The organism is Micromonospora sp. C95 (assembly GCF_018070465.1).
In the GTDB taxonomy this organism is placed as follows: domain Bacteria; phylum Actinomycetota; class Actinomycetes; order Mycobacteriales; family Micromonosporaceae; genus Micromonospora.
This window is the reverse complement of sequence record NZ_JAGPXT010000013.1, coordinates 1-12,422: the sequence shown is the minus strand read 5'-3', so window position 1 is coordinate 12,422 and position 12,422 is coordinate 1. Positions and strand designations below refer to the sequence as shown.

General features: G+C 73.3%; 11 protein-coding genes. 6 read left to right on the top strand and 5 right to left on the bottom strand.

The features are described from left to right. Positions 1-22 precede the first annotated feature (22 nt). Complete coding sequence (locus KBX00_RS16680) at positions 23-1,165, top strand: GNAT family N-acetyltransferase (protein ID WP_210828191.1); 1,143 nt, start codon at positions 23-25, stop codon at positions 1,163-1,165. A 67-nt stretch (positions 1,166-1,232) separates the two neighbouring features. Here KBX00_RS16680 and hpf read toward each other — a convergent pair whose 3' ends face one another. The 5 genes from hpf to mtrA all read right to left on the bottom strand — a co-directional run bounded on the left by hpf (position 1,233) and on the right by mtrA (position 7,104). Beyond that, complete coding sequence (gene hpf / locus KBX00_RS16675) at positions 1,233-1,883, bottom strand: ribosome hibernation-promoting factor, HPF/YfiA family (protein WP_210827974.1); 651 nt, start codon at positions 1,881-1,883, stop codon at positions 1,233-1,235. Between the two features lie 248 nt (positions 1,884-2,131). After that, positions 2,132-2,794 carry a ComF family protein gene (locus tag KBX00_RS16670; RefSeq protein ID WP_210828190.1) on the bottom strand — a complete coding sequence of 221 codons (663 nt, stop codon included), beginning with the start codon at positions 2,792-2,794 and terminating at the stop codon, positions 2,132-2,134. A gap of 41 nt (positions 2,795-2,835) precedes the next feature. Next, on the bottom strand, positions 2,836-4,635 hold the full coding sequence (locus KBX00_RS16665) for an LpqB family beta-propeller domain-containing protein (protein ID WP_210827972.1): 1,800 nt from the start codon (positions 4,633-4,635) through the stop codon (positions 2,836-2,838). Beyond that, on the bottom strand, positions 4,632-6,401 hold the full coding sequence (gene mtrB, locus KBX00_RS16660) for an MtrAB system histidine kinase MtrB (protein ID WP_210827971.1): 1,770 nt from the start codon (positions 6,399-6,401) through the stop codon (positions 4,632-4,634). Before mtrB ends, KBX00_RS16665 begins: the two co-directional genes overlap by 4 nt. A 13-nt stretch (positions 6,402-6,414) precedes the next feature. Further along, positions 6,415-7,104: an MtrAB system response regulator MtrA gene (mtrA, locus tag KBX00_RS16655; RefSeq protein WP_093406568.1), complete on the bottom strand. Its 690-nt coding sequence runs from the start codon at positions 7,102-7,104 to the stop codon at positions 6,415-6,417. A gap of 209 nt (positions 7,105-7,313) precedes the next feature. On the opposite strand from mtrA, the gene KBX00_RS16650 reads away from it, so the two are divergent. From KBX00_RS16650 to KBX00_RS16630, 5 genes are read left to right on the top strand one after another with little or no spacing between them, the layout of a single operon-like run. Then, positions 7,314-8,159, top strand: a complete 846-nt coding sequence (locus KBX00_RS16650) for a hypothetical protein (RefSeq protein WP_210827970.1) — start codon at positions 7,314-7,316, stop codon at positions 8,157-8,159. Continuing rightward, a complete protein-coding gene (locus KBX00_RS16645) occupies positions 8,156-8,731 on the top strand; it encodes a DUF4129 domain-containing protein (protein ID WP_210827969.1) in 576 nt (191 codons plus the stop codon). Before KBX00_RS16650 ends, KBX00_RS16645 begins: the two co-directional genes overlap by 4 nt. Next, the gene (locus KBX00_RS16640) at positions 8,728-10,104 is read left to right on the top strand and encodes a DUF4350 domain-containing protein (RefSeq protein WP_210827968.1); all 1,377 of its coding nucleotides are present in this window, start codon (positions 8,728-8,730) and stop codon (positions 10,102-10,104) included. The genes KBX00_RS16645 and KBX00_RS16640 overlap by 4 nt, the downstream gene beginning before the upstream one ends. Then, on the top strand, positions 10,101-11,087 hold the full coding sequence (locus tag KBX00_RS16635) for a MoxR family ATPase (RefSeq protein WP_210827967.1): 987 nt from the start codon (positions 10,101-10,103) through the stop codon (positions 11,085-11,087). The genes KBX00_RS16640 and KBX00_RS16635 overlap by 4 nt, the downstream gene beginning before the upstream one ends. Continuing rightward, positions 11,084-12,394: a DUF58 domain-containing protein gene (locus tag KBX00_RS16630; protein WP_210827963.1), complete on the top strand. Its 1,311-nt coding sequence runs from the start codon at positions 11,084-11,086 to the stop codon at positions 12,392-12,394. Before KBX00_RS16635 ends, KBX00_RS16630 begins: the two co-directional genes overlap by 4 nt. Positions 12,395-12,422 lie beyond the last annotated feature (28 nt).

The following is a 12,422-nucleotide window of genomic DNA, read 5'->3' as shown; positions in this document are numbered from 1 at the left end:
CGCAGCGCAGCGAAGGGCCGGCATGGGCGAGCAGCCGCGAGCGAATCATCAGTACAGCGAGCAGCGGATCGAGGCGTACGGGGTGCGGCTACGGCCGTTCCGCCTCGACGATGCCGAGGATGTCGCGGCCGGCTGCGCCGATCCGCTCACCCAGCGGTTTCTCGACGGCCTGCCCGACCCGTACACCGAGGCCGACGCACGCTGGTGGATCACGCAGGGTGCGCCGGCCGCCTTCGCCGGCGGTGGCGCCGCGTACGCCGTGACCGACCCGGCGACCGACCGGCTGCTCGGCACCGTGGGCCTGAACAATCCGGTGCCGCAGCGGGGCCAGGCGGAGATCGGCTACTGGGTGGCACCGTGGGCGCGCGGCCGGGGGGTGGCCACCACCGCCACCCGCGCCCTGTCCGAGCACGCCTTCGCCGGCGGCACCGCCCGCCTGGAACTGCTCACCCGCGCGGAGAACGCCATCAGCCAGCGGGTCGCGCTGGCCGCCGGTTTCCGCCCCGAAGGGGTACGCCGTTGCGCGACACCAGTTCGGGGCGGCGGTCGGCGGGACCTGACGGTGTGGGTACGGCTCGCCGACGACCCGCCTGGCCCGTCGCCACGCCCGCTGCCGGACCTGCCCGACGGCAGACTGACCGACGGGGTGATCGTGCTGCGCCGGCTCGGACCGGACGACACCGAGCAGACCTACCGCCTGCACAGCGATCCGGAGGTGGCGGCCAGTCGGGTTCCCCCGGGAGCGCCCGCCCGGGAGGAGATCGAACGGCGGTGCGCCAGCGCGGAGGGGCAGTGGCTGGTCGGGACCGCCGCCGCGATGACCGTCCTCGACGGTGGGTCCGGTGATTTCGTCGGCAACTGCACACTCAACTACGACCAGCCCGCCAGCGGGCAGGCGATGATCGGATACAGCCTGCTGCCGCAGTGGCGGGGACGCGGCTACGCCACCCGCGCCGTCCGGCTGCTCGTCCGGTGGGGGTTCGACCACGTCGGTCTGTCCCGGTTGTGGGCCGGCACCCTGCCGGAGAACGCCGCGTCCCAGCGGGTGCTGGAGAAGGTCGGCTTCCAGCGGGAGGGGCTGTTGCGCGGCCGGCTGCCGGGGGCGGCCGGTCACCGGGCCGACTCGACCGTCTACGGCCTGCTACCGACCGATCCGACGGGTTGACCGGCGGCCCCGCCGATCGAGGGTTGGCGGCCCGGCCGGCAGGTGCCGAGCCGGGCCGCCGTGACGGTCAGATGTCCAGCGAGATGATGCCGTAGTCGTAGGCGTGCCGCCGGTAGACCACGCTCGGGCGGCCGGATTCCTTGTCCTGGAAGAGATAGAAGTCGTGGCCCACCAGTTCCATCTGGAACAGGGCGTCGTCGATGGTCATCGGCTCGGCGGGGTGCACCTTCTCCCGGGCGATGTGCCACGGCTGGTCGTCGGCGTACTCCTCCTCGGGCCGCTCGGCCAGCGCGGTGGCGGTGCTGGTCTCCGTGGCGGCGCTGCTGGTCTCCGCGGGGGCGGACAGCGCGGGCAGGTCGGTCACCGGCAGGCCGGCGGTCGCGGCGGCGACCGACAGCGGCGCGTGCCGGCCTCGGTGCACCCGACGCCGGTCGGCCGCGCGACGCAGCCGGGAGTCGAGCTTGGCGATCGCCGAGTCCAGAGCGCTGTAGAAGTCGCTGGTGCAGGCCTCGGCCCGGATCACCGGGCCACGCGAATAGCAGGTGATCTCCACCCGCTGGCAGTGATCGGCCTGGCGCGGATTGCGCTCGTGGAACAGTTCGACATCGACACGAATGAGCTTGTGGTCGTAGCGTTCGATCTTCGCAAGCTTGTCTGCTACGTGCACCCGGTAATGGTCCGGCACTTCGACGTTACGGCCCTTGACCACGATGTCCACGTGACCTCCCTCGTTCGGACGGTCTTCGATCCGGAAAGCCGGTCGCGCCCGGGGGACGGCCCCATTCGGCGTCGACCGGTCAATGCGGCTACGCCTCCTCTCACCGCCGGGGGTGGGTGGGATGGCCTTCCTACCCCCGACAGCCAAACGCTAACTCCTGTTAGCCCGACAGTCACCCCCGGTCGCCAAGACCGGCCGGAGAATTTCCACACCTCATACACGAAGGGGTGAAACGGAAACACGATCGGTCACTGTTGGTGCCTTTTCCGTGTCGCGGCCAGCACCGCCGCCCCGTACGGCGACAGCCCGCGCCCGGTCAGTACCCGGCTGACCGCCGCGAGGGTCGCTCCGGTGGTGACGATGTCGTCCAGCAGGACCACCCTCGACCCGGCGACCAGCGGATCGCGGCCCGACCGGGCCCGGAAGGCGGAAGTGGCCGCCGCCGCCCGCCCGGCGCTGTCCAGCGTCACCGAGTCCGGTCGGGGTGCGGCGCGTACCGCGTGGTGCACCCGCACCGGCCAGCCCGCCGCCCGCAGCCGTCGGGCGCAGTGCCGGGTCAACCGGTCCAGGTGATCTCCGTAGCGGGCCCGGGCCGCCGTCGGGGTGTCCGGCACCGGCACCAGTAGCACCGGACCGACCGCACCGAGCGCCGCAGCGACCACCTCGGCGAGCAGCTCACCGAGTGGTCGGGCCAGACCGTGCCGGCCGTGATCCTTGTACGCCAGCAGCGTCTCCCGCAGCGGCCCGCCGTACTCGCCGAGGGCGTGACAGGGCGGCAGATCCGGTGGGGCCGGGACCGGGCGCACCGGAACCGGGCGCAGCGCCCGCAGCGCGGTGACGCAGTCCGGGCAGACGCCGTGCCGCAGCCCGGGGCGGCGTTGCCGGCAGCCGGCGCACTCCGTGGGCAGCACCAGGTCGGCCAGGTCCGCCCAGAGCCCCCCGGTCACGGCACTCAGTAGAGGAAGACGGGTGCGGTGGGGTTGCCCGGACGCACGCCCGCCGGCGGCGGTGTCACACCCTGGACCTGGTCCCGGTTGATCCGGTCGAACGGGTTGCTGCGGTACGCCACCCCGTTCGCCTCGTACATGAACGAGCCGGCCAACGGGGAGCGCTCAGCGACGGCAGGGTACGCGGCGAGGTGGTCGACGTGGCTGCCGGTGTCCTCCCGCAGCGGGGTCTCCAGGGCACCGTCCACGCTCACGTCGTAGATCGCCGGACGCCCGGCCGAGCCGGCCACCAGCAGAAGGTTCGCCGCCGACCAGTCCACCGCGGTGGCGTCGCTCAGCGAGCTGACCAATCGCCGGGCCGGGCCCACGGTGGGCACCCCACCCTCCCAGTTGATCGCGGCGACGTGCAGCCTGCCGTCGACGATCAGCGCGAGCCGGTGCCCGTCCAGGGCGGCCGCCACCCCGGTGACCCGGCCCGGCAGGCCGAGCTGGACCTGCCGCGTCGTCGCCTGGCTGTCGAAGCGGTAGAGCCGGCCGTCGGCCACCACCAGGCCGGCCGGCCGGGCACCGTCACTGCGGACCCAGACCGGGCGGCTCATCGCGGCGTACCTGCTGGTGCCGGCGGTGAGCGTTTCCACCACGCCATCACCACGGCCGACGGCCAACCGCTGCCGCCCGTCCTCACCGGCCACCACGGCGGCGACCAGGACGTCGTTGTCGATGCGACGCAGTCCGGCGGAGACGATGTCGTGGTTCACCTCGGGGGCCAGCGGCACCGAGCCGGCGGCCTCGCCGGCCACCGTCAGCGAGTGGATCGCCCCCTCGTAGACGCAGTATCGCCGTGCGTTGACCTCGCTCAGGTCCAGCGGATTCAGCCGGCGCTGCTCCGCGAGGTCGATCACCTTGCGGGACTGGTTGAGGATCTTCACCTCGACGGTGCCGTGCAGCTCCCGCAGCGACCATGCCAACTGGGTGCCGAACTGCTCGAGCCGCCGCTCGTCGGCGCCCGGCATGTCGAGGTTGACCTCCCAGCGGCCATCCGAGCCGGTGGCATTGTTGATCATCTCTGTCCGGTCGGGGAGACCGGAGACGCCGATCCGCAGCCACTCCGAGGGACCGGCGGTCAACCACCGGATGACCTCGCTCACCTGGCGCTCCGCCGGCACGGCCGAGGAGAGGTACCGCTGGTCAGGCACGAGTTGGGTGCGGTCGGAGTTCCAGAAGTAGATCGCCTCCGCCTGGTAGTACCGGCGCAGCGCGTCGTCGCTGAGCAGCAGCACGTTCGGCGGGTCACTGACGTAGTACCCGGCGTCGTCCTCTCCGGTCGGGCCGGCACTGATCAGCCGGAACTCGTACGTCGACTCGGTGGCCACCGGCGGCACCAGTATCCCGTTGGCCCGCAGCAGGCCGACCTGCTGCACGGTGATGGTCACCTTCATGCTGTCGACGTCCGGTTCGATCACCGGGTCGTCGGTGAGCCGCACCACCGACAGCGCCACCTCGCTGCCCTGCTTCTCCGACAATCCGTTGCGGTCGGCGGTCGCGATGAACCGCTTGACCCGCTCGTACGCCCGGTCCGGCTCACCGGCCGCCGCGGCGAGGAAGTTGCGGACGAACGCCTCGGCGTCGCTGCCGCTGGCCTCCCGCGTCGGCGGTTCCAGGCCGCGTCCCAGCGACCCGTTCGTCTCCGCAGCCGGTCCACGCTGCTCGATCTGCACCTCGCTGCGGTCGGGGATTCCGCAGCCCGCGGCGACACCCAGCATCAGCACGCCGCCGAGAACCCCGGTCAGCAACCGTCGCCTCACGAGCCCACCTCCGCGCGCCGCTGCTCAGCCGGCGGCGCCAGGTCCGGAGCCGGGCCGACGGCGAGCGTGCCGGCCGGGCCGGACCCGATGGCCAGCAGCCCACCGGCGGGCGCGCCGCCGAACGGCAGCGTGGCGTCGGCCGGCACCAGCCGCAGCGGCGAGGTGGTCAGCCGATCACCGGCCCGCGCCGGCAGGGTGAGCCGGAACTGCGCGCCCTGGCCCGGCGCACCCCACGCCTCCAGCCAGCCGCCGTGCAGCCGGGCGTCCTCCAGGCTGATCGACAGGCCCAGGCCGGTCCCGCCGGTCTGCCGCGCCCGCGACGGGTCCGCCCGCCAGAACCGGTTGAAGACCAGCTTCTCCTCGCCCGGCTTGAGCCCGACACCGTGGTCGCGCACGGTAAGCGCGACGGCGGTCTCGTCCATGCCCAGCGTGATCCGCACCGGCCGGCCCTCGCCGTGCTCGACCGCGTTGCCGACCAGGTTGCGCAACACCCGTTCGACCCGTCGTGGGTCGATCTCGGCGATCACCGGAGCGGTCGGGACGTCCAGCTCGATGGCCACCCCCACCCGCTCGGCCAGCCCGGTCAGTCGGTCGGCCACCCGGTGGACCACCGGCACCAGGTCGGTCGGCTCGGCGTCGAGCACCGCGAAGCCCGCGTCGAACCGGCTGATCTCCAGCAGGTCGGTGAGCAGTTCCTCGAAGCGGTCCAGCTCGGCCTGGAGCAGTTCGGCGCTGCGCGCCACCGCCGGATCGAACTCGTCACGTTCGGCGAAGATCAGGTCAGCGGCCATCCGTACCGTGGTCAGCGGGGTCCGCAGCTCGTGCGAGACGTCCGAGGTGAATCGACGTTGCAGCCGGGACATCTCCTCCAGCCGCAGGATCTGCCGTTGCAGGTTGGTGGCCATCTGGTTGAACGAGGCCGCGAGCAGCGCCAGATCGTCCTCGCCGTTGACGGCCATCCGCTGGTCGAGCAGACCGGCCGAGAGTCGCTGGGCGGTCCGGGCGGCCACCCGTACCGGGAGCACCACCAGCCGGGTCACCAGCGCCGCGAGCAGGCCGAGCAGCAGCACCAGGGCGACTCCGGTGGCCACCACGGTGGCCCGTGCCTGTGCCGCCGTGGTGTCCTGCAGCGTCAGCGGCACGAAGTAGTAGAGCTCCACCTGACCGAAGCCGGTGGGCACCGGCGAGCCGTAGACGAGGTACTTCGTCTCGGCGTCGCCGGTGAGCTGGCCGGTGCGGATCTGGTTGGCCACGTTGCCGTCGGCCACCGCGGCCCGCAGCTCGGGGCTGATCAGCGGCCGGACGTCCGCCGACGGTGAGGTACGCGCCTCGATCACGCCGGGCCAGTTGTCCGCCGTGAGGGCCACCACCACGCCGCTGTTCTGCTGGGGATCGCCGCCGGCGAGGTAGGTGACCGTGCCGTCGATCGTCTCCTGGAGCTGGGCCTCCTGGGGCTGGCTGTAGAGGCTGAACTGCTTGGCCGCGTACTCCGCGCCGTTGAGCAGCCGCAGCTGGACGTCGGTCTTGGCATTGTCCAGCAGAATGCTCGTGATCTTGTCGGCGATCAGGTAGGCGAAGCCACCGACCAGCAGGCTGGACGTCACCAACGTGATGGTCACCACCCGTACCTGCAACGAGCGGCGCCAGGTCTGGTGCAGCCTCGCCAGTGATCGGGCCAGTCGGCTGCTCACCCCACGCCACAACTCCCACCCGGCGCCCTGCCGGCGGGAGGTCGGGTCGAGATCGGGAAGCGGGGAGGTGGCCACAGTGCGACCAAGGCTATCCGGTGCCCGCCTTGTAGCCCACGCCACGAACGGTGAGGATGATTTCGGGTCGCTCCGGATCCGGCTCGATCTTGGCACGTAGTCGCTGCACGTGCACGTTGACCAGCCGGGTGTCCGCCGCGTGCCGGTAGCCCCAGACCTGCTCCAGCAACACCTCCCGGGTGAAGACCTGACGCGGTTTGCGGGCGAGCGCGACCAGCAGGTCGAACTCCAGCGGCGTCAGCTTCACCTCCTCGCCGTTGCGGCTGACGGTGTGCGCCGGCACGTCGATGGCGATCTGGTTGCCGGGCGGGCCGATGGTGAGCAACTCCGGCGCGGCGTCCTCGCCCCGGCGCAGCCGCGCCCGCATCCGGGCCACCAGTTCCTTCGGCTTGAACGGCTTGACCACGTAGTCGTCGGCGCCGGACTCCAGACCGAGGACGACGTCGACCGTGTCGCTCTTGGCGGTCAGCATCACAATCGGCACTCCGGACTCACCCCGGATCGCCCGCGCCACGTCGATACCACTCATTCCGGGCAGCATCAGGTCAAGCAGCACGATATCGGGCCGATTGTCGCGGAACGCGGCCAAGGCCCGTTCCCCGTCCGCCACGAACGAGGGCATGAAACCCTCGCTACGCAGCACGATGCCGAGCATCTCGGCGAGCGCGGGGTCGTCGTCGACCACCAGTACCCGGGCTCTCATGGGGTTAATGGTTCCATCCCGTCAGTTCGGTGGGCTCGGCGTCACCCGCACGCTACTGCCGTCAGGTGGGCCGTGCCCAGCACCGCTCGGTTCTACCGCCCGCACGTGCCACCCCGGGGGGCGGGTCTGCACCCCGGGGGACCGCGCGTGTCAACATGATCCCCGGGTGCGCCGCAGCGCGCCACCATCACCGCCTTCCAGGAGTGCGCGTGCCCGACACCGGCCCGACCGTCGTACTCCCCGGCCGCCCACTGACCACCGGCGAACTGCTCGACTCCGCGGTGTTGCTGCTGCGCGGCCAGGCGTCGGTCCTGCTCCCCCTCGCCGCCGTGCTGGCCGCCGCCGAACAACTCGTGCTGCTGCCCGTGCGGATTGCCGCGGGTGCCACCGCGCCGCTGTGGTTGGTGCCCGACACGAACGAGCTCTACATCTTCTGGTTCCTGCTCGCCCTGGGTGCGGCCACCGAAGCGATGATCATTGTGCTGCTCGGCAATCCGGCCGCTCGCGCCGCCGCCAAGGCACTGGTCGGCCACCGGTCCACCGCCGCTGACGCGTGGGGCTCCGGTGGCCGCTGGGGCGCCACCGCCCTGCTCTGCCCCGCGGTCGGCGCGGTCATGCTGCTGCTCGCCGCCGTGCTCGGCCCCGCCTGGTTCGCCGGATTCGCCCTGCTGGGCGCGGTGGCACCGGCACTCGTGGTCGACCGGGTCGCGCCGGTACGAGCGATCAACCGCTCCGCCGCGCTCGCGCTGCGACTGTGCGGGCGGGCCGCCGCGCTCCGGGTACTTGGCTATCTCATCTGGTGGATCATCCGGGTCGGGCTCGGCTGGGGAACGTTCACCGGACTGACCGCGCTGGGCCTGGTCACCGAGGGTTGGACCGGTGCCCTGGGGATGCTGGTCTGGGCGGCCGTGAACGCGGTCGCCTACGCCGCGCTGGCTTGCCTGGACGCGGTCCTGCACCTGGAGACCCGGATCCGCACCGAGGGCCTGGACATCCGGCTCTCCCGCGCGCCCGGCGCACCGCGTACCGCCGAACTGCTGGCGGTCGGCGGATGAGCTTCAGCCGGTGGTGGACCGAGACCACCGCCGCCCTCGGCGACCACCTGCCGCTGCCGCTGGCCGCGCTGCTGCTGGTGCTGCTCACGGCGCTCACCGCGACGGCCTGGTACACCTTCCCCGGCTGGCTGCCCCGCCGTCTCCCCCGGCCGCGCCGACGCCGCCGCACCGGTACCGGCAACGGGAAGCTGGAGCCCACGCCGCCGGTGACCGTCGCCGCACCACCGCCCGCCGGTCCGGTCGGTACCGTCCTGGTGGCCGACCGGCTGGCCGCCGAGGGCCGCTACGCCGAGGCGGTCCGCGAGCGGCTGCGGGTCATGCTCCACCAGCTCACCGACCGGCACGTGGTACAGGTCCGGCCCGGCATGACCGTCGCCGAGGTGGTCAGCGATGCCGCCGCCAACCATCCACCGGCCGGGCCGCCGTTGACCGCCGCCGCCGCCATCTTCTCGGAGGTGTGGTACGCCCAACGCCCGGCCACCGCCGAACACGATCACCGGATGCGTGACCAGGCCGGTCGGCTCGGAGAGCTGCTCGCCACGGCCCCGTCCAGAACGGACGACGGCCGGTGAGCACCCGGGGTCGCCGCCGCCGGATCATTCTTCCGGTGCTGGTGGGGGTACTGCTGATGGCCGTCACACTTGTCACCCGGGAGATCGACCAGCCGGACCAGACCGACCAGGGCTTCCTCTCCCCGGTGGCGACCGGTGACCACGGTGGCAGCCGGCTCGCCGCGAGCCTGGGCGAGCGCGGGGTGCTGGTGCAGCGGGAGACCGACACGCTCCGGGCGTTACTGGCCACCCGGCCCGGCCCGGCCACCCTGTTCGTCCCGGCACCCGAGCTGCTGCACCCGCGTACCGTCAACTATCTGGGCCTGCTGCCCGGCGGCACCCGGCTGGTGCTGGTCGACCCGCCCCGCCGGGTGCTGGCCGCCGCCGGCCTGCCGCTGCGACCGACCGGCCGGCGGTGGGCGACCCGGGCGGTGTCACCGCACGACATCGACCGGCCCTGCCCACTGGCCGAGGTCGCGCCCGCCGCCGTCGCCGCCGTCGCCCGCCAGCGGTACACGCCGACCGGCGCTCCGGACAGCGTCGATCTCTGCTACGGCAGCGGCCTGGCCCGCCTGCCCGGAGCCGCCGAGAGCGTGGTGGTGGGTGCCAGCGACCCGTTCCGCAACGGCCGGATCGACGAATGGGACAACCTCGCCTTCGCGACCGGACTGCTCGCCACCTCCGGCCGGGTGGTCTGGCTCGACCTGGACGGTCCGGCACCGCCGCCACCCGAGCCCAGCTCCGCACCGACCCGGCCACTGCCGGACCGCGACGCTGACCTCGACGAATCCGGTGACCAGGAGAACCTGGACCGCGGCGGTGACGGCGAGACGGCACCGGGCGGCCGTCCGGACAGTGAGGCGTCCGGTCCCGGTGGACGGGGCTCCGCCGGGGCGCCCAACCCGCTCTGGTCGGCCTTTCCTTCGTGGTTCTGGGCGCTGCTGCTGCAACTCGGGCTGGCGGCCCTGCTCGTCGCCATCGGTCGAGCCCGCCGCCTCGGCCCGCCCACACCGGAGCCGCTGCCGGTCGCCGTGCCCGCCGCCGAGACGGTTCTCGGCCGAGGCCGGCTCTACCAGCGGGCACAGGCCCGGGAGAGCACCGCCCGGCTGCTCCGGACCGCGACGCTCGCCCGGCTGGCACGACGCGTGCACCTGCCCGCCGAAGCACCGCCCACCACGCTCGCCGCCACGGTCGCCGCCGGCACCGGCGACCGACCCGACGTCATCCACGAGTTGCTCTACGGCGACGCGCCGCGAACCGACCGGGATCTGCTGGAGCTGGCCGGTGACCTGGACCGCGTGGCGCGTGCCGGCGGGTCGAGCCCCGCGCAACCCGTCGCCGACCCGCCGGCCCCCCGGCTGCCGAAGCCCCGATCCGAAGGAGACCCCCGGTGACCCGACCCGCGACGACCGTGGACCCGCTCGCCGCCGACCCCACCCGGGCCGCGTTGCACCGGCTCCGCGCCGAGGTGGCCAAGGCGGTCGTCGGGCAGGAGGGTGTGGTCACCGGGCTGATCGTCGCGCTGCTCTGCCGTGGTCACGTGCTGCTCGAAGGGGTGCCGGGGGTCGCCAAGACGCTGCTGGTGCGTACCGTGGCCGCGGCGCTGGACCTGACGTCGAGGCGGGTGCAGTTCACCCCCGACCTGATGCCCGGCGACGTCACCGGGTCGATGGTCTTCGACGCGCGGACCGCGGCGTTCACCTTCCGCCAGGGGCCGGTCTTCACGAACCTGCTGCTCGCCGACGAGATCAACCGCACCCCGCCGAAGACCCAGTCCGCGCTGCTGGAGGTGATGGAGGAGCGGCAGGTCACCGTCGAGGGCGAGCAGCGCGTGCTGCCCGATCCGTTCATCGTCGCCGCCACCCAGAACCCGGTGGAGTACGAAGGCACCTACCCGCTGCCGGAGGCCCAGCTCGACCGGTTCCTGCTCAAGCTCACCGTGCCGCTGCCCAGCCGGGACGAGGAACTCGGTGTGCTCCGGGCCCACCACGCCGGTTTCGATCCCCGGGATCTGACCGCAGCCGGCGTACGCCCGGTCGCGGACGCGGCCGACCTCGCCGCCGCGCGGGCGGCGGTGGGCCGCGTGCACGTCGCCGAACCGCTGCTCGGCTACGTCGTCGACCTGTGCCGGGCCACCCGGGCCACCCCGGCGCTGGAGCTGGGCGCCTCGCCGCGCGGTGCGACGGCCCTGCTCGGCACCGCGAAGGCGTGGGCGTGGCTGAACGGACGCGATCACGTGGTGCCCGACGACGTCAAGGCGATGGCGCGACCGACCCTGCGGCACCGGCTACGCCTGCGTCCGGAGGCCGAGCTTGAGGGCGTCGGGGTGGACCCGGTCCTGGACACGGTGCTGGCCACCGTGCCGACTCCGCGATGACCTGGCGGGTGGCGGCACTGCTGGCTGCGGGCGCGCTGACCCTGCCGTGGTGGCCGGCACCCTTCGTCGGGGTGGCGGTGATGGTCGGCGTGGTGCTGCTGCTGGTCGGGCTCGACCTCGCGCTCGCCGCACCGCTGGCGACACTGACCGCCGAACGGACCGGTGAGCGGGCCGTACGGCTCGGTGGCACCGCCACGGTCACCCTCTACCTACGCAACGGCTCCGGCCGACCGCTGCGGGCCCGGGTCCGTGACGCCTGGGTGCCCTCGGCCGGGGCTCGACCGGAGGTACCGCCGACCCGGGTGGTGTGGGCCGCGCCCGGTGCGGTGCTCGCGCTGCCCACCCAACTCACCCCCACCCGCCGAGGCGACCGACCCGCCGTGGCCCTGACCGTCCGCTCGCTCGGGCCGTTCGGGCTGGCGTTCCGGCAATGGGGTGGTCGGCCCGGCACGCCACCGTGGACCGTACGGGTGCTGCCCCGCTTCGACTCGCGCCGACACCTGCCGGAGCGGCTGTCGCGGCTGCGCGTCATCGACGGCACACAGGTCGGTCGGGGGCGCGGGCCGGGCACCGAGTTCGACGCGTTGCGGGAGTACGTGTCCGGCGACGACGTACGGTCCATCGACTGGCGCGCCAGCGCCCGGCGGGCCGAGGTGCTGGTGCGCACCTGGCGGCCGGAACGGGACCGGCGGCTGATCTGCGTGCTGGACACCGGGCGCACCTCGGCACTACGGGTGGGCGACGAGCCACGGCTGGACGCCTCGATCGAGGCGGCGTTGCTGCTCACCGCGTTGGCAGCGCGGGCCGGCGACCGGGTGGACGTGCTCGCGGCGGATGCCGTGCCCCGCGCCTCGGTGGGTGGCGTCGAACGCCCCGGGCAGTGGAGCCGGCTGGCGCACGCGTTGGCCCCGCTGCAACCCGCGCTTGTGGAGACCGACTTCCGGCTGATCGCGGGCGAGTTGCTCCGGCGGCACCGCCCGCGCAGCCTGGTGGTGCTGCTCACCGCCCTGGAGCCCGGTGCGCTCGGCGAGAGCCTGCTGCCGGTGCTGCCCCGGCTGGCCGCCCGGCACCGGGTGTTGGTGGCCGCCGCCCAGGACCCGGTGCTGGCCCAGCTGACCGCCGCACCCCCGCGACGTCCGGCGGACGCCTACGCCGCAGCCGCCGCCTTGCGCACCCTCGCCGAACGCGACCGCCTCACCCAGGCCCTCACCCGCCACAACGTCACAGTGGTCGACGCCCCCGCCCCCCACCTCGCCCCCGCCCTCTCCGACACCTACCTAACCCTGAAATCCCAAGCCCAACTCTGACCCCCTCCCACCCCCCCCCCCCCCCCCC

Excerpts from the sequence above, each read along its gene's own strand:
- KBX00_RS16680 (WP_210828191.1), top strand. The coding sequence starts at position 23 with ATGGGCGAGCAGCCGCGAGCGAATCATCAGTACAGCGAGCAGCGGATC.
- mtrA (WP_093406568.1), bottom strand. The coding sequence starts at position 7,104 with ATGAGAGCCCGGGTACTGGTGGTCGACGACGACCCCGCGCTCGCCGAG.
- KBX00_RS16645 (WP_210827969.1), top strand. The coding sequence starts at position 8,156 with ATGAGCTTCAGCCGGTGGTGGACCGAGACCACCGCCGCCCTCGGCGAC.
- KBX00_RS16630 (WP_210827963.1), top strand. The coding sequence starts at position 11,084 with ATGACCTGGCGGGTGGCGGCACTGCTGGCTGCGGGCGCGCTGACCCTG.